At 46.2% G+C, this 15,921-nt stretch carries 9 protein-coding genes; all 9 read right to left on the bottom strand.

Annotation, left to right across the window (positions count from 1 at the left end):
- Positions 1–137: 137 nt before the first annotated feature.
- Positions 138–896 carry a hypothetical protein gene (locus L5L91_RS09605; protein ID WP_263236250.1) on the bottom strand — a complete coding sequence of 253 codons (759 nt, stop codon included), beginning with the start codon at positions 894–896 and terminating at the stop codon, positions 138–140.
- A 482-nt stretch (positions 897–1,378) separates the two neighbouring features.
- Positions 1,379–2,701, bottom strand: coding sequence for an McrC family protein (locus tag L5L91_RS09600; RefSeq protein ID WP_263236248.1), 1,323 nt, complete (start codon positions 2,699–2,701; stop codon positions 1,379–1,381).
- 3 nt (positions 2,702–2,704) lie between these two features.
- Complete coding sequence (locus tag L5L91_RS09595; protein WP_263236247.1) at positions 2,705–4,888, bottom strand: McrB family protein; 2,184 nt, start codon at positions 4,886–4,888, stop codon at positions 2,705–2,707.
- Between the two features lie 437 nt (positions 4,889–5,325).
- Complete coding sequence (locus L5L91_RS09590; RefSeq protein WP_263236245.1) at positions 5,326–5,913, bottom strand: hypothetical protein; 588 nt, start codon at positions 5,911–5,913, stop codon at positions 5,326–5,328.
- A 10-nt stretch (positions 5,914–5,923) separates the two neighbouring features.
- Complete coding sequence (locus L5L91_RS09585) at positions 5,924–7,288, bottom strand: restriction endonuclease subunit S (RefSeq protein ID WP_263236242.1); 1,365 nt, start codon at positions 7,286–7,288, stop codon at positions 5,924–5,926.
- Complete coding sequence (locus L5L91_RS09580) at positions 7,285–8,892, bottom strand: type I restriction-modification system subunit M (protein WP_263236239.1); 1,608 nt, start codon at positions 8,890–8,892, stop codon at positions 7,285–7,287. The genes L5L91_RS09585 and L5L91_RS09580 overlap by 4 nt, the downstream gene beginning before the upstream one ends.
- Before the next feature lie 123 nt (positions 8,893–9,015).
- On the bottom strand, positions 9,016–12,552 hold the full coding sequence (hsdR, locus tag L5L91_RS09575) for a type I restriction-modification system endonuclease (RefSeq protein ID WP_263236238.1): 3,537 nt from the start codon (positions 12,550–12,552) through the stop codon (positions 9,016–9,018).
- Positions 12,549–13,694 carry a CRISPR-associated ring nuclease Csm6 gene (gene csm6 / locus L5L91_RS09570; RefSeq protein WP_263236236.1) on the bottom strand — a complete coding sequence of 382 codons (1,146 nt, stop codon included), beginning with the start codon at positions 13,692–13,694 and terminating at the stop codon, positions 12,549–12,551. The genes hsdR and csm6 overlap by 4 nt, the downstream gene beginning before the upstream one ends.
- A gap of 304 nt (positions 13,695–13,998) precedes the next feature.
- Positions 13,999–15,918 carry a hypothetical protein gene (locus L5L91_RS09565; protein WP_263236233.1) on the bottom strand — a complete coding sequence of 640 codons (1,920 nt, stop codon included), beginning with the start codon at positions 15,916–15,918 and terminating at the stop codon, positions 13,999–14,001.
- Positions 15,919–15,921: the final 3 nt, after the last annotated feature.

Raw genomic sequence — 15,921 nt, 5'->3', positions numbered from 1 at the left:
TCTTGACGTTACGAGAAGGAGACCAATCCGATGGGTTAACATAGAACTGACGTTGGACTTCATATTCAATCGCCTGTGGTTAATTAAAAAGTTAAAGCAACAAGCTCGAACTTATCGACAATGCCTGCATCAGCCCTTTATGCAGCCCCATATCCAGCAATGATGGCCTCGAGAGGCAGATCTTTTTCACGGATAAGCGCCACCACAGCTGCGATATCCTGCTCGATGTTCAGTGCCATGGCCTGCTGGATTTCAGACATCACACACTCGGCCTCTGTTTTGGAAAGTCCGCGAAGCAGGCTGATACGCTCACGGGCTTCTATGGACATCAGCTTATTGATAACGTCAGGAGAATGCGCCTGCGCCGAAGCCCTTAGTTGCGGCTTAATTTTGGCAGCCCTTGGCTCAATTCTACGCTGCGCAGCCGGTTTAAGCTCCAGCGAAGAGCTTGCTGTATGCTCTTGACCGATACCGTCATCATTGGCGACCTTCACAGCTGCCGCAACCGATGAGCAAACCAAGGCGTTTCGCTTAGGTTTGCCTGAAATCATTTCGGCATATTGTGCCAAAGTTGGTAGCATAAAGTTAAGGTGCTTAATCACCGCGGTTTCAATAGCTTTCATCTCTTTAGACTTGATATAGCCTGCGGGTTTACGAGCCTGCAAAGCCAGCTTAATGGCTTGCTTGACTTCATCTAAACGATACTGAGTCGCTACTTCAACCTTACCAGCCTCCAACACCCGCGCCTCTTCACGGGCTTTCATCACCTCAATTCGGGTACGGAGCATTTTGGTACAGGTCTGGATCAGCCGCTCAAAACACGCGACAGCTGATAATTCCGCGGGCTGCATGCTGATATCCGAAACCGCCTCGGTTTGCGGCAATGTAGGAGCCATCGACGCCCTCACCTCACGCTTTACCTCGGCAGTAAAATTGTTGAATGACTTGATATCTGAAGGTGTTGAACCGGTATAAAGAGGCTTGGGCACTCCATCTATCTGTACCTTCAGATGATTGGTCTGGGTTCGCTCGTAGGAAAATGGCGTATGGGTACCCAAAAACTCTGTCAGGAACCGAATCACCCGCTTTTGATATTTACTGTAACCGACCTGCTTACACATAACTTCCTCACAATCGAAATGCTCTTGAGGGTCATAGTAATGAATTGCTGCCGTTCTCGGAGATAATAAGCTTATGATGATTTAGCGGAAATGCCTGTCTGCAACGAAGTGCTTTGCTGCATAGGTTTTCCAACGTCCTTATTTTTATTGTTCTAACTTAAGAAATATCCAACATTTATGGTTTTTGGCGCATTTGATTGGAGCTATGCGTTGCATAGCTCCCACTTTTAAATCAAAGGTTTTGGTAAAAAACCATCTCAGCCGAAAGACAAACTGCCATCCTCGGGAAGAATTATATAGCTCTTGCTCTTATCGATTTTAAAAGGTAGAACCCATAACCTTAATGATTCAGAAAACGCAAAATGCCCTTCCAATGGTTTTTGAAAACTCCCTGTCTGTGGGTAAATCAATATCAGCGTTCCCTTAGCCTCCAAGTACTTTTGCCCATAAGCAAACATCTGGTAAAAATCCGCTTGGGATAAATCAAACTTGTCGGTACTTTCTGGATTGATGCGTTTCCACTTGGTATCAAGCACACAAACTTGCTCACCGCCCTTTTCAATCATCAAATCAGGCTTTAGGGTAAACAACTCTCGCTGTTTATCTGCTCCTAAGTGATGAGTGACAAGCTTTTCTGTTTTAGCCTGAGTACGGAGCGAATACGCGGTGGGAAGTTGGCTTCTCAGCGTTTTCGCGACAAAGGACTCAAACACCGACTCCATCGGAAATAAGAGTGAAGGTGCCCCTGCATCCCCTTGCATGCTAATCGGTGAAGCCTCCCCCAGAATCAGTTTCGCCCAACTTAATGCGGGTTGGTAATGCTGCATCCCACGGTCGAACTGTACACTCCCAAAATCCTGTTTAGTATTCAAGCTTTTGGGCACGGTATCAAATGCAAATAACAGTTCTCGCAACAACTTCTGATTGCTGTGGTTCCTGCAATATCCTTGCACCTTGAGCATGGCGGTTTTCAACAGTCGGTTAACCGGCCTGTTTTCAACATACTCATCAAACTCGCAGTAAAATCGGTGCTTCGCCACCGTGTTGTAACGAAGCTGCCCCACCATGCTCAGCTTACCTTTTTTAACCAAAAGATTGTCTAACTGACGCACATAATCACGCTTCAACCCCCGTTTAACGATGTGGTTCACACAATCCAAAAACTGCGAGATAAACACTTCAAGAAGCGGCATTTTCAGGGTGTTGAGTGCAGCGTTATCCAGCTGAATGTGGCGAAATTCACCCAAGGCTTGCAACATGATGAGCAGTGTCGCACGCGCTTGCTCATAAGTCGTTTCACCCGAATCAGAATCCAAGCCCGCTTTCGGCAACACCTCAATATGATGACCAGAAGGAACAAAAATGACTCCGACATAATTTTGTACCTGAAGCAGCCTGCAACCCCGCTTGAAGCAAGGCTTCATAAGCTGGTTGAAACCGGAGTTATCCTCAGTCAAACACCGCTTCTCTAAATAGCAGAAGTCGGCATCGGGGATCACTGTGTACCCCTCAACATAAGCGCCATAACTGTCAGAGCAGAGGTAGCCGAACTCAAACACAGTAGGTGGTATCACTGACATGAATTACACACCCTCAGCGCTTGTTTCACCTTGAGCCATCACAGCATCGTTGTCCTTCGTCGAATGTGCATACATACGACGATACACCTCAGCATCTCGCCATACTGGTTCATCAAACATCTTCAGTTTGTAACGTGTTAGCGCCTCACCGTAGGGACTCAGGTCATGCTTTTTGCCAAACAGAGCATCAAGGTCATTGTTTTTAAGCTCTTTTGTTTCAATTAGCTGTAGGTCCGATTCACGCTGATTATCCCCCAGCACCAAACGGATCTTCTGCCAGTCTTCAAAAAAGTACTCTTGCAACAGCGGGACGACCTTGTTCTGGAACACACTCACCAGCTTGGTAAAAGCTTCCTCTTCCTTCCCTTCGGCTTTTAAGTTCCTCACTGGGATAAAAAACGCATGGCCAAGGGTGTGCTCACGGTCGTACAAAATCTCAATGCGCTCGTTCAGGGTTTTTAGCAGTGTTTCAAGGTCGATGCCTTTTACCACAGCCCCATGGAGCAGAATTGGGTTTGGCATCATCTCGATAAAGTCAAAGCGGCGGCGCAGCGCGCTATCCATCATCGCCAGTGAACGGTCGGCGGTGTTCATGGTGCCGATGATATCTACATTCGACGGGACCGAAAACGGCTCTTGGCTATAAGCAAGATTCACTGATATAGCATGTTTACAGCCTGTACGTTTGTCTGCTTCGATAAGAGTGATCAGTTCACCAAAGATTTTAGAAATATTGCCGCGGTTAATTTCGTCAATAAACATTGCATAGCGGTGGTCAGGATCATTCGCTGCGCGCTGGCATAGCTGTAAAAAAGCGCCCGATTCGACAGAGTAGTGAATGTTTCCGTCATCATCGGTTTTTGCTCTTAATCCTTCAATAAACTCTTCATAGCCATAAGACTGATGGAAGGTGGTGGTACTGTAACGCTTAATCACCTCGGCAGATTGTGGCCCTTGGTTAATCTCGTTTGCTAAGGCGACCAAATCTTCCACCAGCTCTAACTTCTCCTCAACAATAAACCAGAAAGCATCTTCGGTTTTGTCAAAAATTGCAGGCTCACTATGGGACTTATACTCTACCGTTTTTGAGGTCAACACGGTAAAGCTTTGCAACGCTGCCCAAGCGGTATTGGCAAGATTTTTATCTCGATTGTTAAGCTCTGCTTTGCACTTAAAATACTCATGCTCAACAAGCTGTTTTACTTTGGCTCTCCCACCAATTTCTAGTAAACACAGCGTTAAAACTTGCATCCAGTTTAACGGTTCAAGCTTGGTTTTTAACCAAATATTACGCTCCAGCACTTCTGGCTGACTCGTGTATTGTTTGAACTTTTCTTGGAGCAGATAGGTTTTACCAGTACCTGGCGGACCATATAAAATTTGGTTCAAGACTGTGTTTGCTTGTAGAGAAGATTGTTCGTTGTTCGAGTAGATTGCTTTTTCCTCTTGAACCTCACTAATTTCATCTCCGTCTTCTTGCTTATAAGTTGCTCTCCACTCATAAAGGCTCCAAAGCAAAATATTGCGAGTCTGAACATCAATATTTTTGGGTAAATAGCTTTTCGTTTTTTGTAGCAGCTCGGTATTATCGCTAAGCCATGTCGCTTGACGTATCACGGCTATTTGATATTGGTTATTGAGGCAAGCAAACACTTCTTTAATGTAATCATCACCCACAATACTGGTAAATTTATCTGGTGAAGCCGCTGCAAACACTCTATGTATCACCGCCCAGAGTATCCTTTTAAAACGGCCAGCCTCTTTCCAGTCAGCTGTTAAATTTTTGTAGGTTTCTTCGTTTGGCTGCTTTAAAATTTGGCGGGTTACATGTAATAAATACTCGCGATTTTCCTCAAATTCTTTTTTATACATAAAACCCTGTCCCACACTGGCAATACCATTACCTCCGTCATACCAAAGGGTTTTAAGCTCTTCCTGAGAAATCTCTTTACCACGTTTAAGCCGCTCTGCTAGCTTACAGGTTTCAACATAACGCTTGTACCAGCCACTCTCGTTAAAATTAAACTCATTAGCTAAGTACCATTCGAAGAACTGAGCCACCGAATGTTTGACGTGACCGTTCAGCCATAATGTAGCTAAAGCATCTTTGTATTCCTGCTTTACTTCAATACCAGATGTTTGTGGGCTCCATTTTTGCTCAGGCATCGCACCTTGCAGCAACATCATAGGTAATAAACCTTGCTCACATGAAGAACGTAGCTCTTCAAGCTTAAAGTCTATATAGCGTTTCTGCTTAGTGGCATCAGACCAATGCTCATCTAAGTAGCTTTCTTGACTTACAATTCCTTTTGCAATAATTCCCCGAGGTTCCACACCCACTCGAATTAGGTAGACTGTATCGCCGAGCTTAGGCTGCTGACTATGGCAAGACCACCTTACAACGTCACCGCTCTGGTAATCTAAAGTGCCTAATTCAGAGCCTTCTCCACCATTGGAAAAGTTTTTGGGGTTCCATGTTAATAGATAAACGGACATAGTTATTTCCCTATAAAAGCATGCTTGGTGCATGCAGAAAATTGATAAGCAATTAATTTTAAAACATTTCTCTACTATCGTGAGTTGCTTCCCCTCAATGGCCGCAACAATAGCAGATTATGAGCAATTCATTTGGTGTCATATTTTGCATCTACTGCTTCTTCACAAGCTTGCTTCACAGCATCAATTTGCTGGTCAAGTCGCGCTAATTGTTTTTGCAGTATTTTGATTTCAGCCTCTTTTAGTGCTTTCGCCTCTCCATTGAGAGAGATTATGTCGGCTTCAATTGGGATCATCTCCAATTTCAGCTGAAGTCGTTGCTCCGTTAGCAGTTTTGTTTTTTGCTGTTTTAACACCATCTTCTCGTTAAAAATGTTGAGTTCTTGAGTTGCAGCACCCAAGCCGGATGAAATGGAGTTAAGCACACTGCTGGTTACTTCTAGGGCCTCATTAACCGCGCCAGAAATATTATCCTGAATCTCTTTATGTTCAGGCTTTGGCGTTGTCAGTTTCATGACTAAACCAGCAAGTAATAATATCGGTAATGCAATGTAGGTTAAATAAACACCAACATAAGATACGCTAAACAGCGTGACCACATAAAAGATCAATGTGGTCCAGAAAACAAACGAGGCTTTAGCATGCATAGCGATACCAAATTGACTAATATTGAACAACACCCACCGAAGTGGTGGGCTGAAATAAAAAACACTCATCTACTATCAATTATTGTTTCAGTTTTTTCGCAGTTTTGGCTAACGCTTCAGCCTCCGTGCGCGCTTGAGCAATGCGCTCAAGCAGCTTATCGGCGGGCTCGTCGTTAGGGTCTTGTGCCACCAGCTCACCGCGGAAGGCTTTGGCTAAAATGCTTTGGGTGAGGTTATCCACCCGCGCTTGGGCTTTTTTCACTTGCGCTTCGATGCTGTCGGCAAAAACGAAATAGTGATCGACAAGACGGACGATTTCTTTTTGTTCTTCAGGTGAAGGCAAAGGGCAAGGTATTTCTGATAGCTGCTTTTTGTTTATTTTAGGAAGAACTGTCCTACTATCACCATTAGATGCCCATTCAGTAAATTGATCGCTTAACAGCCAATTCAAAAGAAATCGTGGCTCCATTTGCGTATTTAATGGGTACATATCGGCACTACATACACCGCTAAAATCCACAATTACAGCTTTACACAAATATGGTCGAATCTTTGAATAAAGAACTTGCCCTGCAAAAAAACGGTGTTTAGCACTTTTAACTTTATCTTCTTCAACGGTTGTATATTCGAATAATCGACCCGACTTACTTTCTATATGATTTGGGGCTATATGAAAATCCTTGGGATTATCTAACGGATCTACGAGGTTAGACGCTACTTCATTCACAGCATCAAACCTAACCCATATCCAACCATTTGGTAGTGATTTAAGATTTTTCCCACGAAAATCTGCTACTTGCGCAAACGAATCCTTTACCGGAATATTTCTTCCCGCACGCCACTCCTCCGTCAACTTACCCGACACGGCGGCGGCGAGGACGGATTGGCGAAAGCGTTTAAGGATCGTGGGAATGCGATCCAGCCGCGCTTTAATGGTATCGACTTGCGCCAATACTTCATCCAGCTTAGCTACGATGCGTTTTTGTTCGGCGAGTGGGGGAAGTGGTAATTCATAATTTCGAATATCACTCGCTTTACATGCTGGATATAGTGCGCCAATCGTAGTTCCTGAGACAGCAGCAATAAATGATTTACTTTTTACTATTGAAAACAGCCAGTCTGGCTCAATTAATATTGGCTTGAGTACATCAAAACCCGTCGATGCAATATTGCCATCAAGCTCCGGTGGAATTTTTGCAACAGCGTTTAGATTAGGACGCGTCATTGACACAATGATATCACCTGTATTTACGAGTTTTCTCGCTCGACTAGGAGCATCACATCCTAATATTTCTGAGGGTGAGGTAATCGTTTTAGACTCTCTATCAACACTACTTATATCAATGTATTTAAATGTCAATGTATCAGAAGGCTTAAACTGTTCAGGCTTTGTACACAATGAGTCTATATTGCATTTCACCCACCCCTTCGGCAATTCACTCATTCGTTTGCCTCCGCAGGCGCCGCGCCTAGGACCTTTTCTTGCAGCCCAAACGCCTCGGCCACCAACAACTTCTGCCCTTCTGCGATATCCTCTGCGCCCAGAGCTTGCATCAGTTGGTAAATTTCTGCCATGGCTTCGGTGAGTTCGGCCATCGCTTCTCCGGCCAGCACTTCTGGCTCGGGCAGGTTTTCGGCGCTAGTGGCTTCGAGATCTTTCAGCCAGCTAATATCTAAGCTGTCGCCTTTTTGCTCGCGAATATACTCACGGCTAAATTTACGCCAGCGAGCGTTGTCGATGGTGTGTTCTACCGAGTCGGTGTCTTCGGCATACATCGCGCCGAGCGTATCGTACACGCCTTCTTCTCGCACAGATTGGCCGTTTTTATCTGGGCCATAGGCGGCAATAAACGTGGCAAAATGGGCCTCGGTGAGTGGGCGGCGCTTACCAAAGGTGTTCATATTGGTGCGCAGATCAAATACCCATGTTTCTTTGGTGCAGCCTTTATCTTGGTATTTATTTTCTGGCGTGCCTTTTTGAAAGAAGAGCACGTTGGTCTTCACCCCTGCGGCGTAGAAAATCCCCGTCGGCAAGCGCAAAATGGTGTGCAGGTTGCATTTATCCATTAAATCGCGGCGAATGTCGCTGCCTTTGCCACCTTCAAACAACACGTTATCGGGGATCACCACGGCCGCGCGGCCACCCGGCTCAAGCGCATCGTAAATATGCTGCATAAAACACAGCTGCTTGTTGCCAGTTGGGTGCACAAAGGTGCGGGTAATATTGGTGCTGGCCGCGCTGCCAAAGGGCGGGTTGGTTAAAATCACATCGGCTTTGGGTAGGTTTTCGCCGGCACTGCCAAGGGTGTTGCCAAGGCGAATTGCCCCTTCGTTGGCGTCGCCTTCAATATCGTGCAGCAAACAGTTCATCAGCGCTAAACGGCGGGTTTCGGGCACCAACTCTAGGCCGACAAAGGCTTTTTTCATTTGAAAATCTTGGTCATCATCGTCCAAGTCATCCAAATCGTTGGTGTGAGCTTTGATGTATTTATCCGCCTCAATCAAAAAGCCAGCCGTACCGGCGGCGGGGTCTTGAATGATTTCCCGTGGCTTGGGCTGTATCACTTGCACTATGGTGCTGATCAGTGGCCTTGGGGTGAAGTACTGCCCTGCGCCGGATTTGGTTTCGTTGGCGTTTTTTTGCAATAAGCCTTCGTACATGTCGCCAAAATCATCGCGGCTTTTGCCTTGGCCGCCATCAAACCACTCTAGGCTATCCATGTTGCTGACCAGTTCAGTGAGCTGTGCGGGTTGAGTAATGGTGGTGTTTACGTTTTGGAAGATGGCCCGCACGATGGCGTGATCGTCTGCGCCGAGCTGCACCAACATATTACGGTAAAACTGGTGCTGATCTTGACCGATGCGCGATTTCAGATCCGCCCAGCGAAATCCTACTGGCAGTAAATCTTGCTCTTGGCCGGTTTCTTGGCACATTTTTAAAAACAGTAAAGACGCCAGCTCGTTGACATAGTTTTGGTAAGACACGCCACCATCACGCAGGTTGTCACACAGTTTCCACAGTTTGGCGACTAAATCGTTGTTATTCATATAAATCTCTTTTCAGCTCCCCATGCGGGGATAAGTTAGGCGGGATTGTCACCCCGCCGCTCACGGGCTTTACAGGCTCATTTACAGGCAAAGGGCTGTGATGTTGCACAGGATTGTAGGCAACTAGGCCCGTTCGTCCCACATATATTCATTAAATTCGGCGAGTATGGTGTCTAATTGGTCATCATAGACCGTCATCAGCTTGGGTTTGCCACCTTTGCGCTTGTAGTTACCGGTTTTGAAGGTGTCCTCATCTAGAACGACTTTTTCTTTAATCGACCCGGCGAGGCGTTCTAACCAGCTTAACTGCTCTGCATTCCAATCCTTACTGCGCTTGATGCGTGTCAGTGCTAAATCGACCCGTTGTTCAAACGGCATGAGTGCATCGCCAATGGAAGCGCGGCGAATATGGCCAATTAACTTAGCGGCAATATCCTGATTTTTAGCGACTTTCCAAGCGCTTCGTAGGGTTGAGTCGTTGTAGTTTTGCGCATCAAACCATTCTTGCAGCGCGATCAATCCTTTACGGGTCAAGTCCCGTGGGCGGTTGACAATAATATCGAGTGCTTCCTGTTGGTTTGCAGAACGATCAACTAAGCGATCGAAGGCATCTAGAAACTCTTCGGCGCTGTCGTGATCGCCCCATACTTGGCTGACATCGGTGATCTCATCATGGATATCGGTGAAAATCGGCATGTCTCGCAGGGCATTAATTTCAGTTTTAAGGTGCTCTAAACGCCCGACCAAAGTGGTGACGTTATTGAAGATCTCCGCTGACCATCGCGGCCCTTTTTGTTTAAGCGTTTTACCAAGGCTTGAAAAATCGCAACCAGCAGCATCGAGACACAGTTCATCTAAGCGCTTGATATGCGACTCGACTTCTTTGGATTTATTACGATTAAATTGGGCGTGGCTGATGATGCGTTGCAGTTTAGCCACCAGCTGCTCATGACTATGATCGGCAAAGCTTCGGCCATCGGCCTCAATCACTTTGTAGGTTTGTGAGTCGGTGATTTCGTTAACCAAGGTTTGTAGGTCAACCTGAGGACGCACCACCACAGGACGCATAGTATCCACACTTTCGAGCGTAGCGTAGAGATCGACCGCATCAAAAATCCGGAACGAGGTTTTACCCACCAGTGGGCATAACCGGGTCGCGCGGCCTTTCATTTGCTCATATAAGATGCGGCTACGCACTTTACGCATAAACACCAGATTACAAATACTCGGAATATCAATGCCCGTAGTGAGCAAATCGACGGTGACGACCATGTTGGGCAAACGCTCTTTGTTAAAGCGGGTGATCATGGATTGCACTTTTGTGCTGTCTTTATCCGCATCACCGGTGATTTTTATAATCGCGTCATGCTCCAACTGCGGGTATTTGGCTTTAAACGCGGCGCGCAGTTCATCAACGACCATATCGGCGTGGGCATTGTTTACACAAAATACTAAGGTTTTTTGCGCACTGCTGGGGTCGAGGTGATTAACCAACTCCTGACACACGACTTTATTGAAATTAGAGGCAATTAAGTTACGGTTGAAATCAGCGACTTCAAAACCCTGTTCGTCTTCTAAGGTGTCGTTTATCAATTCACCTCGGTTAGATAAGCGTTGCACTTGTGTGCCTTGAGACAGGTACACTCCTTCGCTACTGAGCTTGGTTTTAATTTTGATCGGCGGTTCTTGGTCGCATAAATAACCATCGATTACAGCTTTACGGTAGCTATAACGATAGACAGGCTGCTTTTGTGGCCCACCGAAAATATCCACTGTATGCAGTGCTGGGGTGGCGGTTAGTGCGACTTTTACCGCATCGAAGTGGTCGATAATACGCCGATAGGCAGAGATATAATCTAAGGCATTGCGGAATTTCTCTTCACCTTCGGTTTGCTCTTTATCGAGAATGTAACCACGGTGCGCCTCATCCACTATGATGCAGTCATAGCGGCCTACAGGCATGACTTCATCACTTTGTAGGGTTCGCTTTACCAAAGATTGTACGGTTGCAACATGGATTTTGGTGCTATCTTCGGGAAATTTATCGGTTAAGCCTTTGATATTAAATATGGCATTAAAGGTGTCACCTTTAATATTGGTATCTTCAAACGCACCGAGCGCCTGCGCGCCGAGTGATGTTCTATCAACTAGAAACAAAATGCGCCTAAAGCGCTGCGACTGGATAAGACGATACATAAGGGCGATAGCGGTACGGGTTTTACCTGTACCCGTTGCCATCGCGAGCAAAATATCCTGCTGTCCGTTGATAATGGCTTGCTCTACGGCGTTAACGGCTTCTTCTTGGTAATAGCGAAGGCCAAGGTCACTCATATCGGTGTTTTGAGCAAACCACTGGTTGAGATGTTGATTATCGCGCGCCAGCAGATCCAACAATTCTTCTGGCCTGTGCCACTCTGGTAATGCCTTGGGCATATTAGTGGGGCGACGTACATCGCGATACCAGATCCCACTTTTGGTTTTGATGGCCGAGCGATATTCACGGCCATTAGCAGAAAAACAAAAAGGCACATTAAAGGTGCGGCCATCGGTGTCTAACCAGCGAACCGCATAGCTTGATTTGGACTCTGCCACCTGTGCTAGCTGCTGAGTATCACCATTGGCGGCATCTTTAAGTAGCTCAAATAACAAGTGATTATCGAAACATTTACTGTATCGATAAGCTTCGCTGAGTTTGCCGCAAACGTCTACGTTGGCCTTTTTAGCCTCAATCACCCCGACGGGCATCAACCCAATAAATAGTATGTAATCGGCAAAACCGAGTTTTCCCGTTTCATCCTTCGCTGTCGGCCATTCTGCAATTGCTTGATTTCGTCCTACCTGAGGACGAGCCCCGTTAGAAAAGGTAAGATTTTTACTGTCGGCATCCCAACCCGCTTTGCGCAATTGGACATCGATCAGGTAACGCGTTTCAGCTTCATTCAACTCAAGGCTGCGACTGGTTGCTTGCTCTGTAATTTGCTTATGGTAAGTACGGCGTTGTTGTTCCGTCTTTTTGGCAAGTTCGGCATCCTTTGCCGCAAGTTGCGCTTTGAGTGCTGTAATTCGCGCATCGGTTTGCGCTTGCGTTTCTTGCTGCTTACTTTCAAGAATCGCGATATAGCCGTTGAGTGCGACTAGGCGGGCCTTTTGGGCTTCGAGTTCAGCTTTAGATTGATGCTGTGCCTGATTGGCGGACTCCAACTGGCGTTTCATTTCTTCGACTTCAGTCAAATAACTGTTTTCGCATTTTGACGGAAGTACAAAGGGTTCGGGTTGGAAATCAATCTCTTTCGTCGAAATACGATAAAACCATACGCCAAGACGATACCCAAGACGTAAACACATTTCGGCATCATTTAGGTCGTTATGGTAGTGATGTACCGCTTTATTACCAATCTGTCTGAGTTTATGAAATACACTGAGAATACCACTATCCATAAAGGGTAAGCGCCCAATCTCACGCAGAAGATCGTTCTGATTATCAGGGATTTCCTGCATCCCTAATAATTTGGCGAGCATTTTTGCCGTCATCTCACCAAACTGACGCATTTTTACCAATGAGGTATTAGGATCATCTGGAAAATTATTTTCCGCAGCGCAAGCTAACGCGTACAGAAAGTCGTTGACGCCTCTGAGAAACTCAAAATTAGATTTTTTCATTGTGACTTTCCATTCAATAGCGCCGTATCATCAAGCAAGCCGTGGGAGCAAAGTGCCACACGATACCTTTGACCTACTTTTTCTGGCAATGACATCACGGCTAGTTTATCTGCAGTTGCCGCCGGCAGTACTTTTTTAAGCTTGTGATTTATCTGGCTGCAGACGGGCTGAAGAAAAGACTTCTCCATCCCTCTTAATTGATGAAGATTTTGTTCTTTAAAATCCTCTGGGGTTATCCCGAAACTTTCAAATACTCGAGGGTCTTGCGACATAGTAGCAAACAGACTCAGAAAGCCCAGACTGTGTGCTGGGTCCTCATCAAAATATCTGTCCACCAGCAGCCCCGCTTCACCTTTATGATAAAGCCAAAGATAAAAGGCCAATTCCTTTGCGGTGAGTTTAATCTCAACGCCTAGGGTCTCGAGAGTTTTGGCCTTGGGATTGATTTTGACCGACAAGGTTTGGTCTTGCCCGGCATTCAACAAGGCTACAGTTTGGCTGAATGATAGGTTTTCCATCGAAGCCAGCAGGCTAGGGTCAATGGAGTGTCGCATTCTAACAAACGGAATTTCCGCCAAAGTAACTTGGGCTTTACTGACATCTACCTCGCCTTGTCCATTCTTACCTGTGACCCATTTGGTTGACTTTGTAGGAAACCAAAAATCACGCACAAACTCAAAGTCATCGTCGACAAACACATGACTTAACGTGTCTTGATGCCGACCAAGGAGCGACATGGCATAGCCAGTGTAAAATGCCATGGTCTTGCGCCCGCCCGCGAGTGATGTATGAAGCGCAATGTTGGGAACACTGGTTAACCTGAAGAGTGTCTTGGTAATGAAGTCTGCCATAAGGCTTTGGTCGTCAACGGTTTTAGCATCATCAACCTGATTACCGTCATCATCTTCAATCAACCAGATATGGGACTCATCGAAACGAAAATCGGGGAGCTTATATTCGTCTTTTAGTGCCTGTAAATGACCATCGCGAAACAGACCATTCATCAGCAACGGCTTAGCTGAAAGCGTGGTAATAACAAACACTTCATCTGGAAACGGCTTACCGCTCTGATGGATGGCGTACAGGGTTTCTGTAAGAACCTGAGGACTGGCCCCTATGGTTGCTAATAGGATGTTTTTCATAACGTTCCGTGTTTTAAATACTTAGACTGTGAGTTTACTCGGGTCTGGTTAAAGAGGCTATCCCTAGTCTCACGATATGTAAAGGAGGCGGAAAGTTAAGCATCATCAATAACCTAGACACGCTTGTATCAGGTAGTAAAAACCAGCTTGGCTGAACAGTATAACTACTGAGCGCGCTTAACTGTACTAGCTCAAACCTGAGTTGATGGTTACCGTTATTTGCTATCTCCACCCTTTGTTTTTAGTATCCCTTAATATCCTTATATGACAAGAAAACTACTTCCCCGTCCGATAAGAAATAAATCTACCGAGTCAGGCTATCAGACTCTGCACTGGTATGGTGAACTTCAAACAACTCTTTGAATCTACCATGATAAGCGTTCTGATTATTGGGGCTCGATGGTGTCAATTGAAATATTCTGGAACCGTCTTTCCGTCTGTAGATTCCCCAGGTAGCGTTACAGTCGCACGTTGCCTCAAAACAATCATGTTCACGAGGCGTAAACCTTGCAGATTTAACAGCGCACTCAGGGCAGCGAGACAAACGAAGTAAGTCTGCATGTACTGACAATAAGTTACTTTTCGCCGACTCAACCTCATCAGGCAACAACCGGATTCCCGTTTCGAGACTCAGTTTTTTTATGTTTTGCTCAAATTGACTGGTCCAGTCGGACTCCAGCGGTGCCAGAACCTTGATCGCGTCATTCTCCACTTTGGCATTTGCGATACTAATGCCTCGAAGGATAGAACGGCTGACTTCAATCTTTTGGCCATAGCGATTGACTAAGCCTTTCGCGTACCAGCGCTGAAGCGCCATAGCCAAGTTCTCTACGCAGAACAGTTCAAGCGGCGATGCAGTAACGGTTTCGACCGTATGTTGAAATGCCGGGCAATTGAACTCGTCTGGTCGGCGAAGCCCTGATTTTGTCGATGCTAAAGGAGAGATCAGCAGACGCTGTTCGCTGTGATTGGTGTATGCCTCAGAAGGCAGACTTGCACTTTCCAGATCGCTAAAGATAGGAATGATCGTGAGCGCAGAATATTGATTCCTTAATGTAATCTCGTGCCCGGCCTTTTCCAAAACGAGTACCGTACTGGAATCAGAGGGAGGCAGTCCAATCGCCTCAAGTGCATGATATACAACTAACTCGACATAATCCGAGTAGAGTTTAGCGCGATATTGGGCGAGGCGAATCTTTTCATCCTGATCAAGCTCAGTACGCTCCTGAGTTTTTACCCAGCAGTCCCATAGTCGAACTAGGTGACGATAATGCTGATCGTGAGCCAATACGTTCGTTATTCTCAGCTGGCTTCCAATATGCACGTTCCTCGGAATTGCCTTATAAAGCTTCGATTGGCGCAGGCCGCGCACTTCCCGGAGCAGAAAACGAAGATTTTCAAGAGTGACCTTACTTCTGGAAGCTGCGAATTCTAGATCGTCATCACTAAAACTTTGGCCCCACATTGAGCAGATATTCTTACTAATCTTCCAATAGAGGTCGCTGCCCACTGAATAGGACAAAGCGGAATCAAAGATATCAGCGAGCTGCTCGATCTCCCTTAGGCGGCTTGCCAGGTATATGTCGAGGTGATCGATCAATCGTGCAAAGACGCGATTCTCGTATATGTCGTAGTTATCTTCGTTAAGCCGTGTAATGACGCGTTTAGGCATAATCCCAGTAAAGGTACGGGATTGCCAGTCTTCAGAATGTGCAGCAAGATAATCAGGAGCCTTATTGGATAAGCGTTTGGCTCTGCCAGTCTGGACCAGCTCCTCTTTCTGAATCAGTTCCAGCCTAGAGCGATAGGCAATTTCATAAAGGTGCCCCGCCTGAAATACTTCAAGCAGCAGTGACTCCAACGGTTGCATCTCGCTTCGACCTAAGACAGTCGGAGGCAGCAACGGCGAAACGTTATGGAACTCCGCAGGTGAACGGCTGTTGAAGCGTATCGCGATATCGCTGACCGTATCACTGAGCAGGGCTTCAATTTTGGCGCGGGTTTCGGCATCGGCAGTGCGATAACCCGGCTGGAAATAGGTGCCCGATGTGGGCCCGCAGTGCCATCGACCACCACCTTCATTGAGCAGCAGCTGACCCGCTGTAAGCTCAAAGCGTCTTTGATACTGCAACGGGTATTGCTCTACCTGATATCTGCCGGAGATGATCTCTTGCGGCAGGTCGGTCAGGTTAAGCTTTTCCCCGGTAAACCGGTCAAGAAGCATGAT

Origin of the sequence: Shewanella sp. SM55, from assembly GCF_025654025.1 — a bacterium.
In the GTDB taxonomy this organism is placed as follows: domain Bacteria; phylum Pseudomonadota; class Gammaproteobacteria; order Enterobacterales; family Shewanellaceae; genus Shewanella; species Shewanella oncorhynchi.
Note: the sequence above shows the minus strand (reverse complement) of the source record. Positions and strands in the feature narration are given on the sequence as shown.

What these genes read in the sequence shown, in the direction of transcription:
- L5L91_RS09605 (WP_263236250.1), bottom strand. Translation starts at nt 896, where the DNA reads ATGGCTCCTACATTGCCGCAAACCGAGGCGGTTTCGGATATCAGCATG.
- L5L91_RS09600 (WP_263236248.1), bottom strand. Translation starts at nt 2,701, where the DNA reads ATGTCAGTGATACCACCTACTGTGTTTGAGTTCGGCTACCTCTGCTCT.
- L5L91_RS09595 (WP_263236247.1), bottom strand. Translation starts at nt 4,888, where the DNA reads ATGATGTTGCTGCAAGGTGCGATGCCTGAGCAAAAATGGAGCCCACAA.
- L5L91_RS09590 (WP_263236245.1), bottom strand. Translation starts at nt 5,913, where the DNA reads ATGAGTGTTTTTTATTTCAGCCCACCACTTCGGTGGGTGTTGTTCAAT.
- L5L91_RS09585 (WP_263236242.1), bottom strand. Translation starts at nt 7,288, where the DNA reads ATGAGTGAATTGCCGAAGGGGTGGGTGAAATGCAATATAGACTCATTG.
- L5L91_RS09580 (WP_263236239.1), bottom strand. Translation starts at nt 8,892, where the DNA reads ATGAATAACAACGATTTAGTCGCCAAACTGTGGAAACTGTGTGACAAC.
- hsdR (WP_263236238.1), bottom strand. Translation starts at nt 12,552, where the DNA reads ATGAAAAAATCTAATTTTGAGTTTCTCAGAGGCGTCAACGACTTTCTG.
- csm6 (WP_263236236.1), bottom strand. Translation starts at nt 13,694, where the DNA reads ATGAAAAACATCCTATTAGCAACCATAGGGGCCAGTCCTCAGGTTCTT.
- L5L91_RS09565 (WP_263236233.1), bottom strand. Translation starts at nt 15,918, where the DNA reads ATGCTTCTTGACCGGTTTACCGGGGAAAAGCTTAACCTGACCGACCTG.